Source organism: Vibrio sp. D3 (assembly GCF_043995865.1).
Classification (GTDB): domain Bacteria; phylum Pseudomonadota; class Gammaproteobacteria; order Enterobacterales; family Vibrionaceae; genus Vibrio; species Vibrio diabolicus.
In genome coordinates, this window is the sequence record NZ_CP171886.1 from 718,289 (window position 1) to 744,325 (window position 26,037).

General features: G+C 44.3%; 26 protein-coding genes and 1 riboswitch. Of the genes, 21 read left to right on the plus strand and 5 right to left on the minus strand.

Features of this window, described 5'->3' with window-relative positions; genetic code table 11:
* Window positions 1-96 precede the first annotated feature (96 nt).
* Window positions 97-753 (plus strand): pyridoxamine 5'-phosphate oxidase family protein, encoded by a 657-nt coding sequence (locus tag ACHFJ9_RS03005; protein ID WP_395355170.1) that lies wholly within the window; start codon window positions 97-99, stop codon window positions 751-753.
* On the opposite strand, the gene ACHFJ9_RS03010 is transcribed toward ACHFJ9_RS03005, so the two are convergent.
* The gene (locus ACHFJ9_RS03010; protein WP_264912424.1) at window positions 734-2,056 is read right to left on the minus strand and encodes an ATP-binding protein; all 1,323 of its coding nucleotides are present in this window, start codon (window positions 2,054-2,056) and stop codon (window positions 734-736) included. The genes ACHFJ9_RS03005 and ACHFJ9_RS03010 overlap by 20 nt on opposite strands.
* A 3-nt stretch (window positions 2,057-2,059) precedes the next feature.
* The gene (locus ACHFJ9_RS03015; RefSeq protein ID WP_264912426.1) at window positions 2,060-2,752 is read right to left on the minus strand and encodes a response regulator transcription factor; all 693 of its coding nucleotides are present in this window, start codon (window positions 2,750-2,752) and stop codon (window positions 2,060-2,062) included.
* Window positions 2,753-3,117: 365 nt separating this feature from the next.
* On the opposite strand from ACHFJ9_RS03015, the gene ACHFJ9_RS03020 reads away from it, so the two are divergent.
* Together ACHFJ9_RS03020 and ACHFJ9_RS03025 are read left to right on the plus strand one after the other, a co-directional pair.
* On the plus strand, window positions 3,118-4,659 hold the full coding sequence (locus tag ACHFJ9_RS03020) for a hypothetical protein (RefSeq protein ID WP_395355174.1): 1,542 nt from the start codon (window positions 3,118-3,120) through the stop codon (window positions 4,657-4,659).
* Between the two features lie 12 nt (window positions 4,660-4,671).
* Window positions 4,672-5,361, plus strand: coding sequence for a hypothetical protein (locus ACHFJ9_RS03025; protein WP_395355176.1), 690 nt, complete (start codon window positions 4,672-4,674; stop codon window positions 5,359-5,361).
* 85 nt (window positions 5,362-5,446) lie between these two features.
* Here the strand turns inward: ACHFJ9_RS03025 and ACHFJ9_RS03030 are convergent, their stop codons facing one another.
* Entirely contained in the window at window positions 5,447-6,448 is a 1,002-nt protein-coding gene (locus tag ACHFJ9_RS03030; RefSeq protein WP_048624820.1) for an AraC family transcriptional regulator, read from the minus strand.
* A 107-nt stretch (window positions 6,449-6,555) separates the two neighbouring features.
* Here ACHFJ9_RS03030 and ACHFJ9_RS03035 point away from each other — a divergent pair, with 107 nt between their 5' ends.
* The 14 genes from ACHFJ9_RS03035 to ACHFJ9_RS03100 all read left to right on the plus strand — a co-directional run bounded on the left by ACHFJ9_RS03035 (window position 6,556) and on the right by ACHFJ9_RS03100 (window position 21,496).
* The gene (locus ACHFJ9_RS03035) at window positions 6,556-6,882 is read left to right on the plus strand and encodes an MFS transporter (RefSeq protein ID WP_053807931.1); all 327 of its coding nucleotides are present in this window, start codon (window positions 6,556-6,558) and stop codon (window positions 6,880-6,882) included.
* Complete coding sequence (locus tag ACHFJ9_RS03040) at window positions 6,882-8,105, plus strand: HlyD family secretion protein (protein WP_145472752.1); 1,224 nt, start codon at window positions 6,882-6,884, stop codon at window positions 8,103-8,105. The genes ACHFJ9_RS03035 and ACHFJ9_RS03040 overlap by 1 nt, the downstream gene beginning before the upstream one ends.
* A gap of 367 nt (window positions 8,106-8,472) precedes the next feature.
* Window positions 8,473-9,795, plus strand: a complete 1,323-nt coding sequence (locus tag ACHFJ9_RS03045; protein ID WP_395355179.1) for an ABC1 kinase family protein — start codon at window positions 8,473-8,475, stop codon at window positions 9,793-9,795.
* A gap of 112 nt (window positions 9,796-9,907) precedes the next feature.
* Complete coding sequence (locus tag ACHFJ9_RS03050) at window positions 9,908-11,254, plus strand: magnesium transporter (protein ID WP_005396363.1); 1,347 nt, start codon at window positions 9,908-9,910, stop codon at window positions 11,252-11,254.
* 805 nt (window positions 11,255-12,059) lie between these two features.
* On the plus strand, window positions 12,060-13,298 hold the full coding sequence (gene codB / locus ACHFJ9_RS03055; protein WP_395355181.1) for a cytosine permease: 1,239 nt from the start codon (window positions 12,060-12,062) through the stop codon (window positions 13,296-13,298).
* A gap of 9 nt (window positions 13,299-13,307) precedes the next feature.
* Window positions 13,308-14,585 carry a cytosine deaminase gene (locus ACHFJ9_RS03060; RefSeq protein ID WP_395355183.1) on the plus strand — a complete coding sequence of 426 codons (1,278 nt, stop codon included), beginning with the start codon at window positions 13,308-13,310 and terminating at the stop codon, window positions 14,583-14,585.
* Between the two features lie 261 nt (window positions 14,586-14,846).
* Window positions 14,847-15,485: an HD domain-containing protein gene (locus ACHFJ9_RS03065; protein ID WP_226420430.1), complete on the plus strand. Its 639-nt coding sequence runs from the start codon at window positions 14,847-14,849 to the stop codon at window positions 15,483-15,485.
* Window positions 15,486-16,244 carry a helix-turn-helix domain-containing protein gene (locus ACHFJ9_RS03070; protein ID WP_256965617.1) on the plus strand — a complete coding sequence of 253 codons (759 nt, stop codon included), beginning with the start codon at window positions 15,486-15,488 and terminating at the stop codon, window positions 16,242-16,244.
* Window positions 16,245-16,390: 146 nt separating this feature from the next.
* Window positions 16,391-18,244: an MFS transporter gene (locus ACHFJ9_RS03075; protein ID WP_395355186.1), complete on the plus strand. Its 1,854-nt coding sequence runs from the start codon at window positions 16,391-16,393 to the stop codon at window positions 18,242-18,244.
* Window positions 18,245-18,361: 117 nt separating this feature from the next.
* Window positions 18,362-18,979 carry a triacylglycerol lipase gene (locus tag ACHFJ9_RS03080; protein WP_395355188.1) on the plus strand — a complete coding sequence of 206 codons (618 nt, stop codon included), beginning with the start codon at window positions 18,362-18,364 and terminating at the stop codon, window positions 18,977-18,979.
* Between the two features lie 104 nt (window positions 18,980-19,083).
* Window positions 19,084-19,224, plus strand: a riboswitch (FMN riboswitch).
* 113 nt (window positions 19,225-19,337) lie between these two features.
* Window positions 19,338-19,994, plus strand: a complete 657-nt coding sequence (ribB, locus tag ACHFJ9_RS03085; RefSeq protein WP_069548891.1) for a 3,4-dihydroxy-2-butanone-4-phosphate synthase — start codon at window positions 19,338-19,340, stop codon at window positions 19,992-19,994.
* A 104-nt stretch (window positions 19,995-20,098) separates the two neighbouring features.
* Window positions 20,099-20,644 (plus strand): glutathione peroxidase, encoded by a 546-nt coding sequence (locus ACHFJ9_RS03090; RefSeq protein ID WP_005396353.1) that lies wholly within the window; start codon window positions 20,099-20,101, stop codon window positions 20,642-20,644.
* Between the two features lie 10 nt (window positions 20,645-20,654).
* The gene (locus ACHFJ9_RS03095) at window positions 20,655-21,098 is read left to right on the plus strand and encodes a DUF3429 domain-containing protein (RefSeq protein WP_069548892.1); all 444 of its coding nucleotides are present in this window, start codon (window positions 20,655-20,657) and stop codon (window positions 21,096-21,098) included.
* Window positions 21,099-21,250: 152 nt separating this feature from the next.
* Window positions 21,251-21,496, plus strand: a complete 246-nt coding sequence (locus ACHFJ9_RS03100; protein WP_005373664.1) for a hypothetical protein — start codon at window positions 21,251-21,253, stop codon at window positions 21,494-21,496.
* 70 nt (window positions 21,497-21,566) lie between these two features.
* Here ACHFJ9_RS03100 and ACHFJ9_RS03105 read toward each other — a convergent pair whose 3' ends face one another.
* Window positions 21,567-22,166, minus strand: coding sequence for a thiol:disulfide interchange protein DsbA/DsbL (locus ACHFJ9_RS03105; RefSeq protein WP_005373667.1), 600 nt, complete (start codon window positions 22,164-22,166; stop codon window positions 21,567-21,569).
* 83 nt (window positions 22,167-22,249) lie between these two features.
* Complete coding sequence (locus tag ACHFJ9_RS03110; protein WP_258634951.1) at window positions 22,250-22,630, minus strand: hypothetical protein; 381 nt, start codon at window positions 22,628-22,630, stop codon at window positions 22,250-22,252.
* Between the two features lie 284 nt (window positions 22,631-22,914).
* On the opposite strand from ACHFJ9_RS03110, the gene ACHFJ9_RS03115 reads away from it, so the two are divergent.
* From ACHFJ9_RS03115 to ACHFJ9_RS03130, 4 genes are all read left to right on the plus strand, one after another.
* A complete protein-coding gene (locus ACHFJ9_RS03115; RefSeq protein WP_005396349.1) occupies window positions 22,915-23,211 on the plus strand; it encodes an isoamylase early set domain-containing protein in 297 nt (98 codons plus the stop codon).
* A gap of 214 nt (window positions 23,212-23,425) precedes the next feature.
* Window positions 23,426-24,139 carry a response regulator gene (locus ACHFJ9_RS03120; protein ID WP_005396348.1) on the plus strand — a complete coding sequence of 238 codons (714 nt, stop codon included), beginning with the start codon at window positions 23,426-23,428 and terminating at the stop codon, window positions 24,137-24,139.
* On the plus strand, window positions 24,139-25,434 hold the full coding sequence (locus tag ACHFJ9_RS03125; RefSeq protein ID WP_395355192.1) for an ATP-binding protein: 1,296 nt from the start codon (window positions 24,139-24,141) through the stop codon (window positions 25,432-25,434). The genes ACHFJ9_RS03120 and ACHFJ9_RS03125 overlap by 1 nt, the downstream gene beginning before the upstream one ends.
* A gap of 117 nt (window positions 25,435-25,551) precedes the next feature.
* Window positions 25,552-25,944: a glycine zipper family protein gene (locus ACHFJ9_RS03130; protein WP_395355194.1), complete on the plus strand. Its 393-nt coding sequence runs from the start codon at window positions 25,552-25,554 to the stop codon at window positions 25,942-25,944.
* Window positions 25,945-26,037 lie beyond the last annotated feature (93 nt).

Here is a 26,037-nt window from a genome sequence, read left to right on the forward strand (position 1 = left end):
TAAAACTGGCTCTCTTTAAGCTACCAGTTAAACGCTACATTGCAATCAAAGAATGAGGATCAATCGCTCGTAATCATGAGCAAACAAGGAGAGACAATGCTATCCAACACCAATAGAACGGAAATTAAGAAAGGCGCACATAAAGCAGTCTCTGATGTTAGCAAACTGCACGCCATCATAGATGAAAGCCTAATCGCTCATATTGCGATAACCAACGAATCAGGCCCTGTGGTCATCCCTATGCTGGCATGGCGTGTCGATGATTACGTGTGTATCCATGGTGCCAACAACAGTCGACTGTTACGCTCACTCAAACAAGGAGTGCAAACGTGCTTAACCTTTACTTTGTTTGATGGTTGGGTATTGGCTCGAAGTGCGTTTCACCACAGTGCGCATTATCGTAGCGCCGTGGTCTTTGGCCAGTTTGAGATGGTGGAGGATAACCAAGAGAAAGACAGGTTGTTGAATCACTTTATCGAACAGATCGCTCCAGGGAGAACAAAACAAGTCCGTTTGAGCAATGAAAAAGAGCTCAAAGCCACCATGCTGCTGCGTATCCCACTCACAGAGGCATCTGTGAAAATCAGCAATTTTGGCGTCAACGACGATGCGGAAGACATGGACATTCCTGTTTGGGCAGGTGTCCTACCCTACCGAACTGTCGTAGGTCCACTGCAAGCTTGTGAAGATTTGTATGAAGGTATCGCTGAACCAGACTACCGCAATGCCTACTCTAATCGTTGGCAGGAATAAGCACCGTAAAACGTGCGCCGCCTAAGTGACTCTCGCCGACAGAAAGTTCCCAACCTAATTGCCTCGCTGCACTGGTAGCGATGGCAAGCCCTAAACCAAAGCCTTTCACGTCGGCGTTGCGGCTTTTGTCTAAACGCGAAAATGGCATAAATACTTCTTCTCGCATCGCTTCAGGTACGCCCGGACCATCGTCCTCAATATCGATGCTCCAGCAATCCGCTACCATTCGAATCGTCACCTCAACGCAGGATTCACCGTAACGCTTGGCGTTTTGCAGTAAATTATCGAGGACGAGGTTACCCAAAGTAGGCTGAAAGTGAATCAATTGGTTCGCGAGTTCATTTTCCGCTCTCAACATGGCGGACTCTAAGCCTAGGTAATTCATACGGCTTTTGCACCAAAGTGGCAGTTCCATGGTTTCAACAGAATCGACCCAAGAGTGGTTTTTCACACTCAAGCGAGACAGCATGACGATGTCGGAAGTTAAATCCGTCACTACATCAACGTATCGTTCAATATCGTCATGTAACTCTGCCTGCATTTCACCACTCGTGCGCCTAGCTAAATCCGTCGCTAGCTGAATACGACTCAGCGGAGTGCGCACTTCATGAGGAATAGCTTGAGTAAAGATGTGTGTTTGGCGTACTCGTCTCTCAATCTCTTCAGACATGCAGTTGAAGCCTTGGGCGAGCTCTTTCACGGGTTGCGAAAATTGCTTTAGATCGACTCGCGTATTCAACTCACCATAACCAAATTGTTGTTGTGCAGCCGTTAGTTGCCGAATTTGGCGGTCAAGACGTCGTACAGGTATGTAAACCATAATGCCTAAACTGCACACAACAACCAAAAGTAGAGTCAGTATAAATACAATCTCAGAATCTTCATTCCAATCAACATCTGGGCTAAAGAAATCCGTTTTTTCTTTGAAAACTAAACTCTTCGAGGTGTTAGGTAAAGGGAATACCGCAGCATAGGTACTGCCATCAATAAGATAAACAGGTATCCCTTGTATTCGGTACAGCAGCTTACAATCTCGACAAGGCGGTGATCCGTCCCAGTTTTCAACCAATGTTAAATCAAAGATAAAGAAATCTTGCTTGCCGTTTTCGGTTAACTTCTTGTAGAGAGAATCCGGTGTACCTCGTTGCTCAATGTATTGATCGACAAAATAAGCACCATCACTCAAAAAAACACCGACTTCTGTTTTGCGCATGTACTCTTCCCCCATAAAGAGAAACAAAGCAACAGTCAGCGCAAGGCCAGTAACTAACCCCACATATAGACGAGTAAACAGGGAAAACATGCGTCATTTACCTGTCAGCATATAGCCGTGGTGACGTATGGTCTTAATGGTAGCGGTATGGATATGAGCCTTAGAGAATTTCTTCCTTAGTGAGGATATACGCATATCAATCGAACGATCAGTAATACAGTATTCAATACCTCTGGCAAGACGGCAACATGATTCACGAGATACTGGCTTATCGACATTCAGCATCAGGAGCTCTAAAATTTCAAACTCAGAACTCGTCAAACCAATATCTTTTTGCAAATAAAATGCTTGGGAACGACGAAGACAAAGGCTAATGCCATATCGGCTCAGCTTTTCTTCTTCAACGGTATCAGCTTGACTACGATAGCGACGCAACGCCGCTTCAATACGGGCGAGAAGGATATTGCCTTTTATCGGTTTGGTAAGGTAATCATCAGCACCGAACTTAAATAAGCTCACCTCGCTCATTTCATCATCGGTTGCAGTCAAAACAATGATAATCCCATGATAAAATTTACGTGCCTCTTGGCATATTTCTGCGCCATTTTTTCCCGGTAACATCAAATCTAACAGCACTAGGTCCGGATTGAGTCCGTGAATCGTTTCTAATGCATTTTGACCGTTATCGATAACAGTTACTGTATAGCCTTCGGCTTCGAGGTACATTTTGGTTAATCGAGCAATCTCAGAGTCGTCTTCTACCAGTAAGATTGTATTGCCCACCATGAATCATTTACTCCACCAATATGATGGAGGGAGTATATCGCTCGTCCTATACTGCGCAACCCACTTAAATGATAATTTTAATAAAAAGCAGGCTTACATACGCTTACAAACCATACATATACGATAATCCTAATCATTCTACGCCCCTAAAACCATGCAATAACCTGATGTTTTATTCATTAGCAGAATATAGCTTCACATAAAAATAAAATTCGGAATAAAAATCTACTATATTTTTAAATATATCGAATGATAGTCCTTACCAAAAAACAATATCGATATATATGACTTAGTTTGCTTATATAGACAGGACTTTATGTTGCTTCTAAGTTTCTTGCTCTAATAAAGTCTACGAGTAACATGAAATGAGATATTCCCAATTAACACCTTTAGCCATATTTTGCGCGATAAGTCTAACTGCTTGCGGCGGCAATGAATCTAATTCGAAACCATCAACAACGACACCTCCAACACCACCAGCGCCAACATTGAGCACTGTCACAATCCCAACTGTCGTTTCTACAGAGCTTCCAGCCAAGTTAAAAGTGGCTGCTGATGCTGGCTTCACCCACTATGTGAAAATCTCCCTTTCTGAAGCAAATAACAATGATACATTTCACATTGTGGCTGTTGATGACGGTGCGAATAATGAAAAAATCTTTCGTGCAGCCAAAATCATCCAACACCTTCTCACAAACCAACCAGACACTAAGTACGGTGCTGACAAGTCTCGTATCGCTAAGACATTAGCCGAGCGTGATGCCACACTAATGCTGACCGAAAACGACGAACAGAATGATGAGATGCTAACCAAAATCTTCATCAACGAACTGATTCGCCAAGACAAACTGAACGATGCAGTGACAAACTCGGGCTTAGCACACTCTTTTGATACGAGTTCTCTAGAAAAGTTTGTTGTAAGCATGATGGTACTTAACGAAGATGATATGGATACACTTGTCACATCTATCGTGGCAACATTAGTAAATAGTAAAGAAACACCAAACTGGCTAAGGAATAGCCAATCTTTGATGTATCGAGAACTGACAGTTGAAGGCGATTGCCATTACATGAGTAATTTTGCCGATTACTGTGCCAATCTTGGTAAAAAAGCCGAACGAGACGCCGCTTTTGAAGAAATTTTACACTTGGTCCAAGCGCAAGGTATTGCACCTAACACGGGGACTGCGGCACTGCAAAATGACATTCAAGCTCATGCGTTAAAAATCTATAACGATATTCAAGCGGGCAAACCGACGGTGTGGCGCCCAACTCAGTATGACTGGGACGATTGGAAATCGGACGACTTCGATCCTGAAAGTGTTAAACAAACGGGCCCTTCATATTCTCACGAATACTTTGCTGCCGCTTTTGAAGCTTACATGGGTGTAGCAAAAGCAAACGGACAAGGTTTAGATGGCTACCAAGCGTTAACACGTGAAGAAATGCAAACTCAAGATCCACAAGCCGTTGATTGGATCAGCGGCTTATTCCACGGATACTTGCAATACACCGCGAACATCGACTCTGCGGGCGTCAAACTTTACACAGAAAAGACAAATCCAGGCACAGTGCCTACCTTCCGTATGGCTCCCAACAAAGACGGCTTGATAGAAGCATACACCTACAAATCTCAGTGGCTGACAAGAGTGAAGATCATTGGCGACGACGCAATGAATGTCATCGGTAATGACCAAAACAATACCTTTGAAGGCAACAGCAAAGACAACAGCATTTATGGTGAAGGTGGTATCAACACCTATATCGTGCCACACAAACTGGCAGAATGTACCGTTATCAAAGCAAAGAGCGTTTCTGTTGAGTGCCCGAGTACAGGCACTGACGAGTTGTACGACATTCAAAAGATCCAATTCACCGACCAAATCTTAGATGTAACCGAGCTATAAACGATGAAAAACATGAAGAAACTTACTCTATTCGCTCCCCTACTCCTTGCAGGTTGTGGTGGCCTAGCCGTCATGGATCGTACTGATGCCGTAAAAGCACAACCAGAAATGCTGATCAAAACCGACGGAGATTTTTGGGGATTCGGTGCAGATGGTCATTTTGATTTTGCTGGTAAGTACAAAGGCAACTATTCACGCAGTGCTTCTAACTCAAGTTGGTTTAACCATATCTCTTTCAAAGAAGGTGCGATGGGCGCAGAAGTGACTCGTATCGACAACGGGGAAACTTGGCTTCTGAGCTGCGCTGGAGGCGGTATGTCGGTTAACTACATGGGCGTCGATTTTGGTGGGAATGATCCTTACACCTGTGACATTACTCAAGATGGTAAAAAAGTCGGTGAGTTTGCGATGGAGCCAAAATCAGCTCTCATCGACATCAGCTTTGAGAAAAAAGAGACTGGCGTAGTGCGTATTGGCAGCACCCACTTTAATGTAGAAACCGTACATACTAGTCCCGACGCCATGATGGCGGTAGACATTCCATTGGGTTATAGCTTTAAGGAAGGCACACAAGAAATTGCCGCCGTACAGACGAACGGTACCATTGCGGTACAAATGCTCCCAGAACTTAGTGAACAAAAAAAGGATGTGATTGCCATCGGCGCTGTTGCAAGTGCACTAAGCTGGCGCCCTAAGAAATAGCCATTACATTAAACAACACCAAAAATAGCAAAGCCCTCTACCTTGAGGGCTTTTATTGCTTGTTTTCATAAAGACAAGTGAAGCATTACTTTTCTAATCTTCCCGCATACTGCTTGGGCGTTAATCCACGATGTTTCTTAAACATACGATTGAAGCTCGCCACATTGGTGTAACCAAGGCGCATGGCTATGTCATCAATACTCACGCGCTTACTCAATAACCCAGCCGCAACATTACTCAATACATAGCCGGATACCATCGAGAAGTTGAGGCCTAATTTGTGCAAACGACGTTGAAACTGCTGTTCAGATAAATCAAGCAGAGAAGAAACGCGCTCTAACGTTGGCAATCCATAATGACTGCTGTAGTTCACCACTTCATAAATCACTTTCAACTCATCTTCTGGGTCGGGCATATTAAGCAAATCATCCAAATCGGAAAAACTCATCGCTAGACGGCTGTCCTCGCGATGGCTCACTTGGCGGGAAGCTAATCGGTCATCTCCCGGGATCCATATTTCTGTTTTTGGCTGACTCCATTCCACCTCGCAGCCGAAATATTCCCGGTATCGCTCAGTATTTTTTCTCGACCCTGAAATCTTGACGCGCAAAGGCTGATAGTCTTTACCAAGAAATTCGCGTAGCACTTTAATCATAAATACCGCACCGCGGATACTATCGTGCACCTTTACTGACGTTTCTATAAACGGATTGTGGTAAGTCCATTTGATGATTTTGCCCGACTGTTCGCCAGCAAAAAACGCCCCAGATTGTAAGTTACTCGCACCATAATTAACGCGTCGAATCGCGCTGGCTAAATCATTCCCAGAAAATAGCCAGCGTCCCACAGGTCCAAGCTTTTGCAGTTCAATACCTCGGCTGAGACTCAAAACCACATCTGGATCACTGCTGGCTTGTTCAACACAACGATACCATTCTGCGACGGCTTTTAGCGGGATCAGTGTCATTGGGTTGTGAAATACCGACGACGGAATCCCCAGTTCATCCGAGCCCAAATTATATTTAGATAACGCGAGGTTATGCATGTTTAGAATGCCCATCGCGCGAATAAATCGAACCGTCTTCATTACCAATCACATCAAATTTAACCCTCTATTGATTGAATCTGTCACAAAGAAAGACCTAAATCAAATCCAGATCACAATACGCCAACCGTTTGATAGAGGAGTGTTTAATGAGTTTACTGAGTGTCCCATTTGTCGGAACTGGTGCAGATACAGCGTTACATATTGTCGCTGCCGTCGTTTTAATCGCGAGTGTCGCGGGCGCGTGTTACGGCTTTTGGAAAATCCATGAGTTGCCAATTAATAAGGCGCACAGCAAAGACCATCATCAGATAGGGCTCATCACTGCGCTCACCTGGATAGGGTTTGTCTGGCACTGGGTTTGGGTGCTAGCTGTGATCTTTGCATTCGTTGATATGGAAAAAGCCATCATCAATCTGCGTGATACATGGAGAAGTAAACCGCAAACAGAAACACAGCCAAAAGAGGAAGCGTAATGTTAGAAGGTTTAGCGGTATGGGCTCTCTTCATCTATCTGCTGCGTTTGGTTGGCATGCCTTGGAACAAAGCAACCAAATCGTTCGCTTATCTTGGCGGTTTGAGTTGGCTGATGTTCGTATGGGTAGGTTTGATTAACTTCACCCCGATGGATTTATCCGGTGGTTCTGTCGTGCAGTCACCACACATCCAATTGCGTCCAGATTCAACCAATGTGAAGGGTAAAGTTGACCACATTTACATTAAGCCAAATCAACAAGTTAAAGAAGGTCAGCTTATTTATGAACTTGACCCAACTCAATACGAAATCGCATTAAATCAGGCGAACGTATCCGCCGATTCTGCACGAGTCGCATTAGCTACGGCAAAAGGCGACATCGAGATTGAAGAAGCGAATCATCAAGCATTGGTGCAAGATCTAGAAACATCAAAGAGCCAATTGGAAGCGGCGAACGTTGACTACAAATTGCAGAAAAAGATGCTAGATCGTTATGTTGAGCAAAACCGAGTGGTGCAAAACACCATCACGGAAAGCGACATCGACAAACAATCGAGTGCGGTTGATATGGCACGTCACAACGTGTTAACCCTTGAGTCTCAAATTAAGAAGAAACAAGTCGATATCTCACGTGCAAAACTGGCGATTCATAAAGCAGAGCTCGCAGTTGAAACCAAACAAGCCGAACTGCGCCAAGCTGAAGAGCAAATTGCAAAAGCGCAATGGGATTTGAATAGCACAAAAGTTCATGCCCCAACAGATGGTTTTGTCACCAACTTTATCCTGCGTGAAGGTCAGCGTGTATCGATGATGCCGCGTATCAACATGTACACTAACGAGAAGTATGTGCTGATGCGAGTCAACCACCAGGCGATTCGTAACATCAAACCGGGTCAGCCAGCGGAATTCTCTTCGTCCGTTTACCCAGGTAAGATCTTCTCAGCGACCGTCGAAGGCATTGTTGAAGCAACAGGTGAGTCACAAGGTAATCTGCTGGGTTTCGATGATTCCGTACGTATCACCACTGGAAAGAATTTACAGAACAAACACCACTTTGTTCGTCTTAAGATTGATGAGCCAGAAGGCTACGACATTCCTGTTGGCTCTGTTGGCCTCGCATGGGTCAGCGGTGAAAAACCGATAGGCTTCATGGCCTTCTTAGATGTGATTCGCGGGATCATCATTCGAATGAAGTCTCAGCTGTACTTCTTCTACTCTATCTAAACTAGGGGCTGTTGACCTTTTGAGCTGATTTTTGCAGCAGTTTGTGGGTTCTTTATACAAGGCAGAGGCTTTGAAATGTAGTTGCCCTACCTGATAAGCCGATAACGCAGTAGAAAGGAGCCACAAACGCTGCCCGAAGGGTTCGGCTAAAAGCGCTTTACTCTTTGTTGAGAGGATTTTGCTTAGAATAACTAGGCTACAAACCTCTCGCCGCGATTAAAACGCTTTTATCTCGAACAAAATTTAACCGCAAAAGGTCAACAGACCCTAATAAACCGCCAGTTACGCTGGCGGTTTTCTTTTCATTTGTATCCAAACATATCCTTTTCCCGTATAACAATTAGTTAGTAAATAGCGGAGAAGATTCATGTCGGCAAAGGAAAGAAGCCTACCTACCCATCGCATCTCAAGATTCAGCAAATTCGCCTCACTTGCTACCCGTGTCGCAGGCAATGTGATTGCAGAAGGCACGAAACAAATCGCCAAAGGTAATAAACCAAAAGCGAAAGACCTCGTGCTGACGCCACAAAACATCGCACGGTTGACAGACCAACTTGCTCACCTACGTGGCGCTGCAATGAAGCTTGGTCAAATGCTATCAATGGATGCTGGTGATGTTTTAGAACCTGAACTCGCCGATATTCTTTCCCGTCTTCGTTCCAACGCAGACCCAATGCCTGCAAAACAACTGAACGGAGTCATGGAAAGTTCGCTAGGAACGAGTTGGAAAGCTGAGTTTCTATCATTTAACTTCAAACCAATCGCCAGTGCATCAATAGGACAGGTGCACCAAGCCTACAGCGATGCGGGCGATAACCTAGCCGTCAAAGTACAATATCCGGGCATACGAAAAAGTATCGATAGCGATGTAAACAACGTAGGTACGTTGCTTAAAGTGGTTGGGTTGATTCCAGAATCCGTAGACTACAAAGGGCTACTAGAAGAAGCCAAAAAGCAACTGCATGATGAAGCCGATTACACCCGAGAAGCGCAATTTGCGATTCGTTACCATGATGCTTTGAAGGAGCATCCTCACTTTGTCGTACCAAAGATTCACACTGAAAGTTGCTCAGACTCCGTTCTCGCCATGGAGTTTATTGACGGCGTACCCATTGAACACATCGAACATTATGATCAAAGTACGCGAGATTTTGTCATGCACAGTTTGCTCGAATTGCTGTTCAGAGAGCTGTTCGAATTCAAGATGGTGCAAACCGACCCTAACTTCGCCAATTACTTGTACATTGAAAGTACTCGCCAAATCGGCTTGTTAGATTTCGGTGCAACTCGCGAATACAGCGAACGATTCAGTGCCGGCTATCGCCAAACCTTTGCGTCCGTCATGAATAATGACGAACAAGGCTTGAATGACGCGCTTGAACAAATTGGCTTCTTCAGCCAAACCATCTTACCTGATCAGCGCCAAGCGATTCTCGATTTAGTAAAAATGGCATGTGAACCCATGTTAGTTGATGAGCCATATGATTTTAAAGCCAGTGGCTTAGCGCAAAAACTTCGCGAAGCTGGCACTATTTTGAGCATGGAACAAGAGTACTGGCATACCCCACCTGCCGATGCCCTATTTTTACATCGTAAAATTGGTGGAATGTATTTGCTCGCAGCGAGAATTGGCGCAAAAGTGAACATTCGCCAATTGGTACAGCCATATCTCACTATCAACAGCGAATAGCCTATTGTTTTTCTGTTACTTTCAAGTACCTTGAGCAAGGTTAAGATGCATAGTTGTGCATCTCAATAACATGCCATACTTCCATAAAACGAATTAACTATCGGGGTACTCGGTGAGCAAGTTTCAAGATCTCTCCACTCTAATCCAGCAAATTGGCCAAGCCGAAGAAGCGGATCAAGTCGCAACGCTCAATGAATCTATTGAAGCGGGTCTCGAACCTGGCGCAGTCGCCCTAATTCTGGAAGCCTTTCCAATCGATGATCGTGTTCGCTTATGGCGAGCTTTGCCACTAGAACTGCATATCGACGTGTTAACGGAAATGCGTGCCGACGTACGTTTTTCTATCATCAATGCATTATCTGAAGTCGAGCTAAAACTCACCCTCGCTAAACTTGATAACTTATCGCTGATCGAATGGGCGGATTCGTTGCCTGAGTCGATCATCAACGAAGCGCTCGCGTTAATCGAAAAAGATGAGTTAGAGCTTTACGATCAGGCAAACGAATATGAAGATGAAGAACTCGGCCACTGGGCTGAGCGTAAAATCATCACCCTGCCCTTTAATATTACGATTGGAACGGCTAAGCAGTTAATGGAGCGCTATAGCTACGACACGCCTCAACAAGTCTACCTGATCAACCGTAATAAACAGTATCGAGGGACAGTCAATTACTACGAAATTTTACGTAGTGATCCTGATACTCGCTTGAAAACACTCGTTATTGAAGCGGTGACGGTGCTAGACAGTAAGATGATGCTTCCCGAAGCGGTAGAAGCATTAGAGCACAGCACACTGCCCGCTCTGCCTGTGACTGATGCAGACCAAACTCTGATTGGTGAAGTCGATTGGCAATTTGCATTGAGTACGCAACGTGAAATCTACGAAGCGCGCTTAATGGCCGGTACTGGTATGGATGAAGGCGATGACTTGTTTGCGCCAGTATTAAAAAGCTCACAAAAACGCGGCGTGTGGCTGGGCATCAATTTGCTGACTGCAATTTTAGCGTCTGTCACTATCGGGCTATTTGAAGACGTGATTGCTCAAGTGGTGGCTTTAGCCGTACTAATGCCAATTGTTGCATCGATGGGTGGCATTGCAGGCAGCCAAACGCTGACTCTAATGGTTCGTGCGATGGCGCTCAATCAGATTACCCCAGGTAACCGATTCAAATTCTTAAAAAATGAGCTGGGTATTGGCTCACTGAACGGCATTGCTTGGGCGCTAATCATCGGCGGGTTAGCCGGATTGTGGTTCCAATCGCCAGTTTTAGGTGGAACCATCGCGCTGGCCATTATCGTCAACATTATTACCGCTGCTTTATTTGGCGTGTTGATACCCATTATTTTGGATAAGTTTAAATTGGATCCAGCCTTAGCAGGTTCGGTTATTCTAACGACGGTGACAGATGTGGTTGGTTTTTTCGCCTTTTTGGGAACGGCGAGTTTAGTCATGCTCTAAAAAGTCCACTGTTTATTAATCAATCATTAGCATAATAGAGTCAAATTGCATAACGCAGTTGCAAATTGCAAACAAACTCAAACTTTAAGCAACGCATGTCACAGAAACTACGTATTTTAGGGCATATTAAAGTTGGCACAGTAACTGCATTATATAAATCGACCCTTCTTAAGCCGAGGGTCACCTAGCCAACTGACGTTGTTAGTGAACTTGATTTTGTTCACATGTATATAAGCCAATCGCACTCTTTGCGGTTGGCTATTTTTTTATGTGGCTATTGCTCTCTTATCCTCTGACCGAGCTCGGTTGTACTTTTCTTGCCCACAACAGATTGTTTACTGTTTATAAAATTCAAATATTCGCCCACTAAACCATTAGAAATACCAGCTTCAACAAAAACAAAGCACCTAAACGAAATAAAACCAAGAAAACACACCTCAAAAAAGAACAAATAACGTCCAAACCAAAAATCTCATCATGAAATCGTTTTCTTTTCATAAAAATCGACTGAACAATCCAGAGTTATAGATAAATTTAATCCATAAAAACAAATGGCAATTCAAAACACTCATTTCACATAGAAAACCTGTCTATAAGTCATGGAAAATACGTAAAAATAAACTTTTCACTTTTATAATTTAAAAATCAAACCATTGTTATTAAAAGAAAAAATAGACACCAAAAATCCAGCAAACGTTTAAATTGCAATTTTATCATTGACTATTAAATTTACATCACGATAATACGCGCCGTTTGCCTGAAAACCAGGTGCTATAATTTAATATTTCAATGTGCGGAGGTAATAATGGCTGGAGACAATAACTACAGTCTTGGACCAGTTCCCAACACGGCCAGAAAAGGCGTGGCATCACTAACCATGGTGATGTTAGGACTCACTTTTTTCTCCGCAAGTATGTGGACAGGGGGTTCTCTCGGTACTGGGCTCTCCTTTAATGATTTTTTCCTCGCTGTTCTCATCGGTAACCTAATCCTCGGTATTTACACTTCTTTCCTCGGTTACATCGGCGCTTCTACTGGTCTCTCTACTCACCTTCTTGCTCGTTTCTCTTTTGGTTCTAAAGGATCTTGGCTTCCTTCTGCTCTTCTTGGTGGTACTCAAGTTGGGTGGTTTGGAGTTGGTGTCGCGATGTTTGCGATTCCGGTGCATAAAGCAACGGGCATCGATACCAACACGTTGATCCTCGTCTCCGGTTTGCTCATGACCGCGACCGTTTACTTTGGCATCTCCGCACTGATGGTGCTGTCAGCAATCGCCGTTCCTGCCATTGCGCTACTTGGCGGTTACTCTGTCATTGAGGCAGTAAATAGCGTTGGCGGTATTAGCGAACTACAACAAGTTCAACCAACCGAGCCACTCGATTTTTCAATAGCGCTCGCAATGGTTGTCGGCTCTTTTGTTAGTGCAGGTACATTAACGGCGGATTTCGTACGCTTTGGCAAAAAGCCGCGCAGCGCCGTGATGATCACCATGGTGGCATTTTTCATCGGTAACTCGTTAATGTTTATCTTTGGCGCGGCAGGTGCGTCGGTGACTGGTCAATCAGACATCTCTGAAGTGATGATTGCGCAAGGCTTATTAATTCCCGCCATCATCGTACTTGGATTAAACATTTGGACGACCAACGACAACGCGCTCTACGCATCGGGTCTTGGATTTTCCAACATCACAGGCTTACCAAGTAAATACATCTCGATGGCGAACGGGCTTGTTGGCACACTTTGCGCTCTCTGGCTCTACAATAACTTTGTTGGCTGGCTAACCTTCTTATCGTTGGCAATTCCACCGATTGGCGGCGTGATCATCGCTGACTTCTTCACGAACCGTAAACGCTACGCAAACTTTGAAGCCACCCAGTTCCAAAGCGTAAACTGGGCTGGCATTATCGCTGTAGCGATTGGCGTTGGTGCTGGACACTTCCTTCCTGGCGTAGTACCGATTAACGCTGTACTTGGCGGCGCAATTAGCTTCCTGATTCTTAATCCTATTCTTAACAAAAAAGCACTGGCTACACAGCCAACGTAAGGAACCATCATGACAACACTACTGATCAAAAACGTAACGCTAAAAGGACAAGAAGGTCTGCAGCAAATTTTGATTGAAGATGGTCAATTCAAGCGCATTGAAAGCAACGATGTGGAGCTTAATCATAACGGTGACACCATCGATGCTGAAGGCGGCATGGCGGTGGCGCCTTTCTGCGAGCCGCACATCCACTTAGACACAACGCAAACCGCAGGCGAGCCAAGCTGGAACATCTCTGGCACATTGTTTGAGGGTATTGAACGTTGGGCTGAGCGCAAAGAAATGCTGTCGATTGAAGACGTGAAAACGCGCGCAAAACAAACCTTAAAATGGCAGATCGCAAACGGTGTACAACACGTTCGAACTCACGTAGATGTTTCAGACCCTACCCTAATTGCCCTAAAAGCGATGGTAGAAGTGCGTGAAGAGATGAAAGAGTGGGTAGATATCCAAGTCGTCGCCTTCCCGCAGGAAGGTATTCTCTCTTACCCAAATGGCAAAGAGCTACTAGAAGAAGCCGTCAAATTAGGGGCGGACGTTATTGGCGCGATTCCACACTTTGAATTCACACGCGAATATGGCATTGAATCACTGCACTACGTATTCGAGTTAGCGCAAAAATACGACCGCCTGATCGACGTGCATTGTGATGAAATCGATGACGAACAATCTCGCTTCGTTGAAACACTGGCAGCATTAGCGCACAAGTTTGATATGAGGAATAAAGTCACGGCCAGTCACACCACAGCGATGGGTTCCTACAACGGTGCATACGCATCTCGCCTGTTCCGTTTATTACGCATGTCCGGTATCAACTTCGTGGCAAATCCATTGGTGAACATTCACTTACAAGGCCGTTTTGATGATTACCCAAAACGTCGCGGCGTAACACGAGTGAAAGAGATGCTGAATGCCAACATCAACGTCTGCTTTGGACACGATGACGTATTCGACCCTTGGTACCCACTAGGCACTGCAAACATGCTGCAAGTGCTGCATATGGGTCTGCACGTGTGTCAGGTGATGGGTTACGACCAAATCAACAACTCACTGGATCTGATCAGCACCAATTCAGCACGTACACTGAACATTCAAGACAAGTATGGAATTGAAGAAGGCAAACCAGGTAGCCTACTGATTCTTCCTGCAGAAAATGGTTTTGACGCCGTACGTCGCCAAGTACCGGTTCGCTACTCTGTTCGTCACGGTAAAGTGATTGCAGAAACACAGCCTGCGACGACTCATATTCATCTTGAACAAGCAGAGCAAGTGACGTTCAAGCGCTAAGGTTAGTAAAAATACCGACTAAAACGAAAAAGGGTCTAACGAAATCATCAGGCCCTTTTGCTATTGGCAAACGTCACTGCTGTTCTGTGTCTTACCACCTTAGTAGCCAACCGAACGCACAAAAATGCTATTTAAGATGACCCGAAACTCACTAAGTTGCATAAGGTTCTGATGGCTAAATCTCAATTACACTATCGAACTTGGAAATTCCTCTCTGCGTTCGGCATACTTCCGCCTTCACTTTAGTTGTAGATATAACTCATGACCTTATTAAGCCAGATAGAATCGCAATTTTTGGAATTTATGCAGCAAGAGATGCAAGTCGATGCGGCGCATGACATAAGCCATGTTCAACGGGTCGTAAACACCGCAAAAAAACTGGCTATGGAAGAAGGCGCCGACTTATCTATTGTGCTTCCCGCCGCCTATTTACATGATTGTTTTACCTATCCGAAAGATCATCCAAACCGCAAGCAGAGCTCAATCATTGCAGCCAAAAAAGCGGTCGCGTTTTTAGAAAGTATCGATTATCCGCAGCAATACCATGATGCCATTGCCCATGCGATAGAAGCACACAGCTTTAGCGCTAATATCAGACCCAACACATTGGAGGCAAAAGTCGTTCAAGATGCCGACCGTCTGGACGCTTTAGGCGCAATTGGCATTACTCGCTGTATACAAGTGAGCACTGAGTTTGATGCGCAACTTTACGATGACAAAGACATCTTTGCTCAACAGCGAGAGCTCGACGATAAACAATTCACTCTGGATCACTTTCAAACCAAGTTATTCAAAATCGCTGAAACTATGAACACGGAGTCAGCGAGACGCGAAGCTCAAAAACGCAAAGCCTTTATGCAAGCGTATATAGAGCAATTACACGACGAGGTGACAGCATAAATGTCAGAAAGCTATACGTTAATTAAAGAGCTTAAACGCCAACTAAAGTTAGCTGGGCTGCATTATGCCGATGTTGCACAACACCTTGATTTAAGTGAAGGAAGCGTCAAACGTTTACTCGCTGAAGGTCAACACATTAGCCTTGAGCGCTTAGAGCGAATTTGCCAATTGATTGGCTTAGAAATGGCGGAACTGTTTAAGCTCGCGGCTGCGCACAATAAAGGTCTAGAGTCGCTAACATTAGAGCAAGAAAAGCAGTTGGTTGACGATAAAGCCCTGCTACTCGTGGCGATCTGTGTTGTAAATGGCTATCAGTTTGAACAAATCGTTCAGCAATACACCTTCAATGAGTTGGAACTGGTGCAAAAGCTTGCTCAGTTGGATCGTCTGAACATCATCGACTTGCAGACAAATAACAAAATTCGTTTGCGTATATCTCCGACATTTAAGTGGCAGATGGGCGGCCCTATTCAACGGTTCTTCCAACAGCAAGTTCAAGACGCCTTTTTCCAAAGCTACTTTTCCGGTGAAGATGAAAAGTTCTCCATGGCAACAGGATTGATGAGCGTACCAACCAATAAGAAGCTACAACAGAAACTGCAAAAGGTCATCGATGAGTTTTATCAGGCTTGCCAAAGTGATAGCTCTCTCGATATGGACGAAAAGCACGGCACCTCTCTGATTATTGCGATGCGTCGTTGGACGTTCCCTCTGTTTGAACCATGGGAAAGAAAACCTACTCAGAAGTCTCGAAATTAGTAACTCAACAAACAAATGGAAATGAAAGCAACGAATTTCGTTACTTTTGGTGACACCCAACGTCACTTGAAAGAGAAAGCTGGTTTAATCGTTCATTGAGCATAAAGTGCTTCCATCTCATTCGACTTTGTTTAATCGGGGCCAGCATGTTTTTCTCAAAACGCTTTTTTCCTTACTTTGTGACGCAGTGTCTTGGCGCACTCAATGACAACATCTACAAAAACGTTCTGTTATTGATGGTGACTTACAGCCAAATTGATAACCTACCAATATCCGTTAATCTATTTGTTAATTTGGCGGCTGGCTTATTCATCCTACCTTTCTTTCTATTCTCTGCGCATGCTGGTGCCGTCGCTGACAGCATGGACAAAGCCAAATTAATCCGGCGTCTAAAGCTCATCGAGCTGGCTATCATCTCTTGCGCTGCAACCGCTATTGCGACCCAAAGTGCTATGCTGATGCTGGTTCTGCTGTTTATGACAGGCACTCAATCGGCCTACTTTGGTCCCGTAAAATACGCCTTGCTACCACAAGCACTCAAACCAAATGAGCTTGTTAAAGGAAATGCTTGGGTTGAAATGGGCACGTTTCTTTCGATTCTTATAGGTACGCTTAGCGCAGGCCTGCTGCTAACCATTCCTAATGGTACCTTGATTGCTTCTTGTATCGTGATTGCCTTGTCTTTGCTTGGATTCATGAGCAGCGTGAATATTCCAACGATGCCTAGCCAATCGACTGACAAAGCGAAATTTGAACCGATTTCTGGCTTAAAGAAGACGTTAAAAGTGGCAAAAAAGCAGAGAGGCATTTGGATGTCTATTCTAGCCATCAGTTGGTTCTGGTTCATGGGTGCGACTTACCTGACTCAATTCCCTAACTTTGCGCGTGAACATTTGTTTGCAGACAGTACTGTCGTTTCTTTACTGTTGGCATTATTTTCCATTGGTATCGCGATAGGCTCTTGGTTGTGTGAAAAACTTTCTTTCAACCACGTTGAGCTTGGTATTTTGCCATTCGGTATCCTTGGTCTGACCGTCTTTGGCGTCGACTTGCTATGGGCAGTCCCAAGTTATCCATCACTTCCGGTGCACTTTTATGATGTGCAAAGCTTCGTTGCCGAATCCAAACATCTGCGCGTCATGATTGACCTGTTCCTTGTTGGTGTAAGCGGCGGTATCTTTATTGTTCCTCTTTATGCATTCATCCAATCGCGTTCAAACAAAGGGGAATGTGCACGTGCCATTGCTGCTAACAACATCATGAATGCGTTGTTTATGGTGGTGTCTGCTTTGGTTTCGATCGTTGTACTCAGCGTACTAGAGCTTTCTATTGTGGAACTGTTTGCCATGATGGCAATAGGCAACTTCTTCGTGGCAATCTATGTCTATCGTCAAGTACCGGAATTTACACAACGCTTTATCAGTTATTTACTCAGCCATTGTATGTATCGTGTGTCAGTAAAGGGGCGCCAACATATTCCTGAACAAGGTGCTGCGTTAATCGTGGCTAACCATGTTAGCTATGTCGATGCGTTGATTTTGATGGGAACCTCTACTCGCCCGGTTCGTTTTGTGATGGACAAGTCCATCAGCGAGCTGCCTGTTCTTAAATATGTTTTCCGTCATGCCGGTGTTATCCCTATCTGTTCCCCACGTAAGTGTGCCGATACTTACCGACGAGCATTTGAGCAGATTGAACAAGCGCTTAACGACGGTGAGGTTGTCTGTATCTTCCCTGAGGGTCGTTTAACGTCTAACGGTGAATTGGGTGAGTTTCGCCCTGGTGTGGAAAAAATCCTTGAACGTAATCCTGTTCCTGTCATCCCTATGGCGTTAAAGGGGCTTTGGGGTTCTTTTTTCAGCCACAAAGGCGGACATGCTCTCACAAAACGACCGACTCGTTTTTGGTCAAAAGTGGACGTTGTTATTGGTGAAGTGTTAAGCCCAGCTTCTTTAAATCGTCATCAATTGCAACAACAAGTACAGGATTTACTGGGCTAATACGCTTGCTATACCGATCAAACTTTTCAGCAAAACGTAAATATGCACCACAAAGCACAAGTAGTTCTTTGTTAATTAGAGTAGGATATCTACAACGTCATAAATCTAGGAGGTATTATGAAAATCATCATCTTACATGGTCTTTATATGCATGGGCTGGTCATGCAGCCTCTTAGCCAAAAGCTGCGAAAGCTCGGATACGAAACGCAAGTACTCAGCTATAACACTGTTGCTATCAATGAGTCTTCACTGTTTGATTCTATTGACCATTCGCTTAACCCACTGACCGCAAACGTGCTCGTGGGGCACAGCTTGGGAGGCTTGATGATTAAGCGCTATCTCGCCAACAGAAAGCCAACCACCAGCTTAATCTCTCATGTTGTCGCTATCGGTTCGCCTCTTAAAGGCGCGTCCATAGTAGGTCGGATTCAAGATCTCGGATTGGGTGCAATTTTAGGCAATTCGCCACACCACGGATTAAACAGACATGATGACGCTTGGGATTTCCCTCAAAAACTCGGCAGTATCGCAGGAACGATGCCGATTGGCGCTCGCCCATTGTTGATCCGTAATGACAACACCATGTCGGACGGTACCGTTACCGTAGAAGAGACAAGACTGGACGGTATGCAAGATCATATCGAAGTGAAGCAAACGCATACGAGCCTGATTTACAACACCTTCGTGCCGCAGCAGATTGATCACTTTATTCGCACAGATTATTTCCGTCGATAGCACACTTTTCCATCATACAGATGGAATCGACTTTCCAAGCTATTCAGTTCGCAGTACTATCCTAGCTCCACTTCCTCACAACTTGGATGAAGTGGCACATTTTTAATTGTTCTCAGGGCGGGGCGAAATTCCCCACCGGCGGTATACTTTTTCAAGTGAGCCCGCGAGCGCTCGATTCGTCGAGGTCAGCAGATCTGGTGAGATGCCAGAGCCGACGGTTATAGTCCGGATGAAAGAGAATAAGAATACACCAGCATAGCGAGTCAGATTGCTAAGAGTGCTGGTGCACTTCTTTTTGATCGTATTTTACGACGATCTCTCATACCGCCCTGATTCTGGTGAAATTTAGGAGTTAACCATGAATCAGTCATCACTACTTGCCGAATTCGGCGACCCAATTACTCGCGTTGAAAACGCACTTATCGCTCTAAAAGAAGGCCGTGGCGTACTTCTTCTTGATGATGAAGATCGCGAAAACGAAGGCGATATCATTTATTCAGTCGAGCACCTCACCAACGAACAAATGGCGTTGATGATCCGCGAATGTAGCGGCATCGTTTGTTTGTGCTTAACAGATGCTCAAGCAGACAAACTGGAACTGCCTCCAATGGTAGTAAACAACAACAGCGCAAACCAAACCGCATTTACGGTTTCTATTGAAGCGAAAGTTGGTGTAACAACGGGGGTTTCAGCAGCAGACCGGGTGACGACCATTAAAACGGCGGCAAACCCGAACGCAAAACCGGAAGATCTTGCTCGTCCGGGTCACGTATTCCCTCTGCGCGCACGTCCAGGTGGTGTAATGACTCGCCGTGGTCACACAGAAGGTACGATTGACCTGATGCAAATGGCAGGGCTTCAACCCGCTGGCGTACTATGTGAAGTGACCAACCCAGATGGCACGATGGCAAAAGCACCTGAGATCGTTGCGTTTGGTCGCCTGCACAACATGCCAGTGCTGACTATTGAAGACATGGTGATGTACCGCAACCAGTTCGAATTAAAACTGGCATAATTAAATCCCAGCTCTGAAAGAAGCCGCGCATTTGTGCGGCTTTTTTGATCGTTCCTCTTTGCACTTGAGTAGTTATACTTATTGAAAACAAAGGGAACAACACCATGAAAGGATTACTGAAACTCGTCGCTCTCGTTGGCTTTATCTCCATGAGTTCGCTTGCTCTCGCATCTGAGTGCCCTGATATTCTTCAAGGTAAGCAAAGGTTGTTAAATTCAACAGAAGAAGTCGACCTATGCGAAAGCTTTAAGGGAAAGACGCTTCTGGTCGTCAATACAGCAAGCCAGTGCGGCTTCACTCCTCAGTTCGAGCAGTTAGAAACCCTCTACCAAACTTACAAAGAGCAAAACTTCACCGTTATAGGCTTCCCGAGCAATGACTTCCGACAGGACAGAGGAAGCGAAACAAACACAGCGAAAGTCTGTTATCTCGATTACGGGGTCACCTTTCCAATGATGGCTCGCTCCTCAGTATTAGGCGTAGATGCAAACCCCGTATTCAGCGAGATTACTAACCAAGCTGGCATCAAACCAAAATGGAACTTCTATAAGTTTCTAATTAGCTCTGAAGGCAAAGTTATTGCCACTTTTCCAAGCTCCACATCACCGACAAGTACTACGCTTACCAATATGATAGAGCAACAATTGTAAGGTGACGACCATGACAACACGCTCAACCATGCTACAACTCGGTTACTTAGGCCTGGTTCCATTTGTGTTTAGTTTAGGGCTGATTTTCACTGACATCTCACTGTTCAATTTAAGTGGCCAGCAATTTTTCATCGCATACAGCGCCGTTATATTAAGTTTTTTATCCGGCATCCTTTGGGGTAACGGCATTGAGCATTACTACCACCGCCTTAGCAGAAATATATTAATTCTCAGCAACCTTTTTGTCTTACTTGCTTGGGGCGCATTACTGCAGGGTCACAAACATTACGCGGTCGCTACCCTACTCTTAGCAATTGGGTATCTTGCTGTTTGGTATGCAGAAAAACTCGTGAGGAAAGTCGAACAAGACGCCGAGCCCAAGGGATATCAAGGAATGAGGAGCAAGCTGACCTTCAGCGTAATCGTAATGCACGGATTGGCTTTAGTTTCATAGCCTGGTCTGTCCAGTGCTAAGATCACAAAAAAACGTCTTTTTATAAAACAATGTTCATTTCGTGAATGCACATATATTTTGAACGCTGTTTTGTTTCATTTATGAATCAATCCACATATAAGTATTTCAAAGCATTCACAAAGGATATGAATATGTTTTTTCGCAAACTTTTGTTTAGCACAGCGATGATCAATGCAACGACAGGTTGCGTGTCTTACCAGGCACAACAAGCCGCCGCTCAAACAGTAAACAATACAGGTGCCGTACTTACCAATGTGATTAAAACCACGATTGCTCAGCCATGTAATGTCGCAATCACTGCAGCTAGCTTGTTTTATCCGCATGCCATATTTATGACTAGTGTTCCGACTCAAGCATGCACAAGCGTTCTTAGATAATGCGAAAGTGATCAGCATAAAAAATGGCGACTCTATCGTCGCCATTTTTAAGCATCAATGCTATTTACAGTTACAGCGTCAATAAGTAATTAACTAATTGATTGTACTCGTCGTAAGTACGAATTTCGTTGGCCAAAACAATGTATTTATTGTTCACAACCACACCCGGAACCCCTCTTAACGTGCTGGCAGAGAATTGCTTATCAAAACCTTTCTGCATTGAGTTTACGGCGAAACTGTTGTACGCCGCATCAAACTTCTTACCTTCTACGCCATTATCAACGAAGAGTTGTTTCAGCTCAGCTTCGTCTTTTGGCGCTTGTCGCTTTTGATGAATTTGGGCAAACATGGCAGGAATCATTGTATCTTCAACCCCGAGCGATACCATCGTCGCGTAGGACTTGGCCATCGGAATCGCCATATCTCCGCCCATGAACCCCACATGTACCTTTTCAAACTTTGCCTCTTTTGGCAGAGCAGGTTTTAAACGCTCAATAAGCGACTCAAACTTGTAGCAATGTGGGCAATAAAAAGAAAAGAATTCCGTCACAACAGGTTTCGATGCTTTCTTAACATCCAGAACTTTGTAGTGCTTCCCTTCTTCAAATTGCGCTGCGTGAGCGGTAAAAGTCAGTAAAAGTGCACTACATAAGGCAAGTAGTTTTTTCATTGTTTATTTCCTTGTGGCATTCAAATGCCAAATCATTTCATTTGGTAAAAAGGGGGAAACCCCAAGTAGCTTGAGATGAGGAATTAAACAATCGGAGGACGATAAAGCTTGGTGATCACTGTCACTACTTTTTCGACTAAAGGCCTATCAATCAATGCAAGGCTGTAAGGAAGAAGCAGTAAGTCGTTTTGAGATAAGTTGGCGGGAATTTTGACCATGCAGGAAGAGCTACAATTCGTGTGAGACTGTTGCACCTTATTGATAGTTGACTCATCGTGATGTGATTCTACGCAGTCGTCATTGACGCCAAGTTGTTTGTGCAGAGCAGCCTGTTGAACAATAATATCGCGTACTTCAATTGTTTTCACCGGGGCTGAAGCCTTCGCCATAGGAGCGACACTGCTCAAAAGCATAGCGGCTAAACAAACTATCGCGGTCAACAATGTACGGTTAAACTTCAACATAGCTACATCAACAAAAATGGTGATTTAAGATAATACATGATAACGGTTTGACTTCAAGATACGGACTCTGAGTTCCGCCTCGCCTAAAAACTTGGTACGTTAACGGTTCCTTACCCTTGAGGCTTCTCAATACCGCTCCCCTCTCACAAGAACTCATAGCGATTAAGCTATTCATCATTTAGATAGTTCTTCACCTGATACCAGCGACAATTCGATAAAACTTGAAATCGTTATGAAACACGAGTAATAGTTAGAACAGTTTTTGTACGAACAAGGAAAGATCAATGCTTAAAAAGAGATTCTTTAAGACAAAAGATGAAGTTGAAGTCACGTTCGAGCTAGATAAAGACCAGTGGGACTCCATCCATATTGCTGGGGATTTTAACAACTGGCAGCCAGAACCGATGAAGTTAGTGAAGAAAAGCCGTCAATTTAAATTTAAAACGCGCTTACCTAAAGAGCAGAATGTTCAGTTCCGCTACTTGCTCAATGATGCAAAGTGGGAAAACGATCCTCAAGCCGACGCTTATGTTCCCAATGCTTTTGGCAGCGACAACAGCGTCGTGTGCACCACCGAATAAAACGTAAGTTCACTCTAATATTCCATATTAAGGCGCAGCAGTTGCGCCTTTTTTAGCCTCTTCATAATGTGATTAATGATTAAGTTTGAATCATTACTTGGGGTATTTATCGAATCAACTCATCCGATAACCTTATTCTGAGAAAGCTTTATTTGAAATAATTCGTAAATTTGTTTAAGTTCCAGTGATATTAAATATTGTATACATCACTCAAATGAACGCACAACAAGTCAAACCATCTTTAATCATCGTGGAAGACGATCCCAAATTACAAGCTATGCTGGGAGAGTATTTTGTTGAACAAGGTTTCCAGGTCAAATGTATCGACAACGGGACAGACGCACCCGAAGCGATTATTGACACACAGCCAGACGTGGTTTTGTTAGATTTGATGCTACCTGGACAAGACGGCCTGAGCGTATGTCGTCAAATCCGTGAATGCTACAAAGGCAAAGTGTTGATGCTGACAGCGAGTGATGACGACTTCGATCACGTCGCCGCATTAGAAATTGGCGCCGATGACTTTGTTACCAAGCCAATCAAACCTCGTGTGCTGCTGGCGCGCATTCGCATGCTATTGAGAAGAAAAGAGGCAGCCTCTACCGAGTCCGAAAACGGTCTACAAATTGGAGTACTGTGTTTAAACCGATTACGTAAATCATGCGTCATGAACCAGGAAGAAATTGCGCTGACTGACGGTGAGTTCGATTTATTATGGGTTCTCGCAACACACGCAGAAAAAACACTCTCACGTGAGTGGTTAACGAAAACACTACGTGGTATTGAGTACGACGGTACAGATCGCACCATTGACAACCGTATTGTGACATTGAGAAAAAAATTAGGCGATGCCTCTTGCTCTCCACAAAAAATCATCACGGTTCGCGGCAAAGGCTACCTATTTATGCCTGATGCATGGAATGAATAATGAGACGGATTTATCTGGAAAGCTTTGTCGGTCTTATCATTCTATTTATGGTGAGTTTGTGGGGTTACGAATTCTTAGTCTATGAGATCAACACAGATTACGATTACCTGCTACAAGAGCAAGAAGGTCAAGCTTTCCAAGATCTTATCTATCCTATCTACGAAGAGCACGGACTAGAATACACTCAACAACAGCTTGAGCAATTTGCCACGTCCAGCCATCGCTTGTTGATTCCTCACACGCTCGAAGAACTTCCAGAAGACATCAGAAAAGCATTTGAAAGTGACACCTCTGTTAACGTTACTTACGACGAAGAAAGGGATATATGGTTCCGCCTAGATGCGGACACCCCTATTTTCAAAATGATCGATGATCCGGATAGCTCAGTTATTCAGGCGATTAACTTTGATGACAACATTGTATGGTTATTCTTTTTAGCCGGATTTGCTCTGTATTGCATACTGCTGATCTGGTTTTTGAGTCGTCGAATTCGTGAGTTAGAAAGAGTCACGGTCGAGTTTGCTTCAGGCAACTTCAAAGCACGAGCAAGCACCTCAAGCGCCAAATCCGTTGGGACACTGAACAAAAGCTTTAATACGATGGCTGACAAAGTTTCTCGCCTGATCACTAGCAATAAAATGCTGACCAATGCAGTTGCGCATGAATTACGCACTCCTATTTTTCGTTTACAGTGGCAAGCTGACTTGTTATCGGACTCTACATTAACCGAACAACAGAAAAAGCATGTACGTAGTATCGTCGAGGACATTGACGAGATGGAAGACATGGTTGAAGAGCTGCTTTATTACGCCAAAATGGAACGCCCAGATACGGCGTTGCAAACAGAAAACGTAGCACTCGCCAAGTTAGTTAATGAGTTAAAACAGAGATGGCAAAAAGAGACCAAATTATCTATCTCAGTCAATGAAACAAACTCTGAAAACGCGCGCGCATTTGCCGATCCAAAACTGCTAAAACGTGCTTTGGATAATCTGCTACGCAATGCAATGCGATACGCAAATACTCAAATTATGGTTGAGATAAAAAGTGATCAGCAAAGCTGTTTAATCCATGTCCATGATGATGGTATAGGTATAGAAGAGCAGCATTGGCCTCACCTTTTTGAAGCATTTTATAGCGCGGATGAATCCCGAAACAAGAACACGAGTGGATTTGGGCTCGGTTTGGCGATCGTCAGGCAGATAATGGAACTTCAACATGGTGAGGTTTCGATTTCTCATAGCCCACTTGGTGGTGCTTGCTTCACACTTCGTCTTCCAAAATCAGACAGTTAAGTTAACGTCTTTCCTCCTTTACAGAAGACGACACTTCAATACACTCCAGCGACAGAGCTCAGCAATAAAACAGTGTACATTTAATCCATAAATTCACAGAACAAATGGATAATACTCATGTACAAACCTTTTATTCTGGTTATGACGCTTGCCTCTACTCTTACCGCTTGTACTTATAATCAAAAGCCTGTTGTCGACATGACCAATGTTGATCCTGCTAAATATGAACAAGATTTTCTTTATTGCCAAGGGTATGCGGACAACGTAGACAAAGCGGAAGCTGCTAAATCTGAAGCCGCTAATGGCGCAGTTACAGGTGCACTAATTGGGACAGCTGCTGGAGTGATAGAAAGCGGGATAGGTGGGGCTGCTGTTGGTGCCGCTGCAGGCGGTGCTGTAGGAGCAGGGGCCGGAGCGTTGAGTGGAAGCAATGACTCCACCAAGACACAATCTCTCGTACTGCGAAAATGCCTTCAGAATAAAGGCTATACCGTCTACGACCTTGATTAATTCAACTCTTTTTTCTTATTCAAACCCTATATCGTTGTGTGATGGATGCCATTCACAAATGTTTCACGCAAGAACGATTAGTCTCTTTTCATC

Coding starts and splice junctions, on each gene's coding strand:
- ACHFJ9_RS03005 (WP_395355170.1), top strand. CDS start 97: ATGCTATCCAACACCAATAGAACGGAAATTAAGAAAGGCGCACATAAA.
- ACHFJ9_RS03010 (WP_264912424.1), bottom strand. CDS start 2,056: ATGTTTTCCCTGTTTACTCGTCTATATGTGGGGTTAGTTACTGGCCTT.
- ACHFJ9_RS03015 (WP_264912426.1), bottom strand. CDS start 2,752: ATGGTGGGCAATACAATCTTACTGGTAGAAGACGACTCTGAGATTGCT.
- ACHFJ9_RS03020 (WP_395355174.1), top strand. CDS start 3,118: ATGAGATATTCCCAATTAACACCTTTAGCCATATTTTGCGCGATAAGT.
- ACHFJ9_RS03025 (WP_395355176.1), top strand. CDS start 4,672: ATGAAGAAACTTACTCTATTCGCTCCCCTACTCCTTGCAGGTTGTGGT.
- ACHFJ9_RS03030 (WP_048624820.1), bottom strand. CDS start 6,448: ATGAAGACGGTTCGATTTATTCGCGCGATGGGCATTCTAAACATGCAT.
- ACHFJ9_RS03035 (WP_053807931.1), top strand. CDS start 6,556: ATGAGTTTACTGAGTGTCCCATTTGTCGGAACTGGTGCAGATACAGCG.
- ACHFJ9_RS03040 (WP_145472752.1), top strand. CDS start 6,882: ATGTTAGAAGGTTTAGCGGTATGGGCTCTCTTCATCTATCTGCTGCGT.
- ACHFJ9_RS03045 (WP_395355179.1), top strand. CDS start 8,473: ATGTCGGCAAAGGAAAGAAGCCTACCTACCCATCGCATCTCAAGATTC.
- codB (WP_395355181.1), top strand. CDS start 12,060: ATGGCTGGAGACAATAACTACAGTCTTGGACCAGTTCCCAACACGGCC.
- ACHFJ9_RS03060 (WP_395355183.1), top strand. CDS start 13,308: ATGACAACACTACTGATCAAAAACGTAACGCTAAAAGGACAAGAAGGT.
- ACHFJ9_RS03065 (WP_226420430.1), top strand. CDS start 14,847: ATGACCTTATTAAGCCAGATAGAATCGCAATTTTTGGAATTTATGCAG.
- ACHFJ9_RS03070 (WP_256965617.1), top strand. CDS start 15,486: ATGTCAGAAAGCTATACGTTAATTAAAGAGCTTAAACGCCAACTAAAG.
- ACHFJ9_RS03075 (WP_395355186.1), top strand. CDS start 16,391: ATGTTTTTCTCAAAACGCTTTTTTCCTTACTTTGTGACGCAGTGTCTT.
- ACHFJ9_RS03080 (WP_395355188.1), top strand. CDS start 18,362: ATGAAAATCATCATCTTACATGGTCTTTATATGCATGGGCTGGTCATG.
- ribB (WP_069548891.1), top strand. CDS start 19,338: ATGAATCAGTCATCACTACTTGCCGAATTCGGCGACCCAATTACTCGC.
- ACHFJ9_RS03090 (WP_005396353.1), top strand. CDS start 20,099: ATGAAAGGATTACTGAAACTCGTCGCTCTCGTTGGCTTTATCTCCATG.
- ACHFJ9_RS03095 (WP_069548892.1), top strand. CDS start 20,655: ATGACAACACGCTCAACCATGCTACAACTCGGTTACTTAGGCCTGGTT.
- ACHFJ9_RS03100 (WP_005373664.1), top strand. CDS start 21,251: ATGTTTTTTCGCAAACTTTTGTTTAGCACAGCGATGATCAATGCAACG.
- ACHFJ9_RS03105 (WP_005373667.1), bottom strand. CDS start 22,166: ATGAAAAAACTACTTGCCTTATGTAGTGCACTTTTACTGACTTTTACC.
- ACHFJ9_RS03110 (WP_258634951.1), bottom strand. CDS start 22,630: ATGTTGAAGTTTAACCGTACATTGTTGACCGCGATAGTTTGTTTAGCC.
- ACHFJ9_RS03115 (WP_005396349.1), top strand. CDS start 22,915: ATGCTTAAAAAGAGATTCTTTAAGACAAAAGATGAAGTTGAAGTCACG.
- ACHFJ9_RS03120 (WP_005396348.1), top strand. CDS start 23,426: ATGAACGCACAACAAGTCAAACCATCTTTAATCATCGTGGAAGACGAT.
- ACHFJ9_RS03125 (WP_395355192.1), top strand. CDS start 24,139: ATGAGACGGATTTATCTGGAAAGCTTTGTCGGTCTTATCATTCTATTT.
- ACHFJ9_RS03130 (WP_395355194.1), top strand. CDS start 25,552: ATGTACAAACCTTTTATTCTGGTTATGACGCTTGCCTCTACTCTTACC.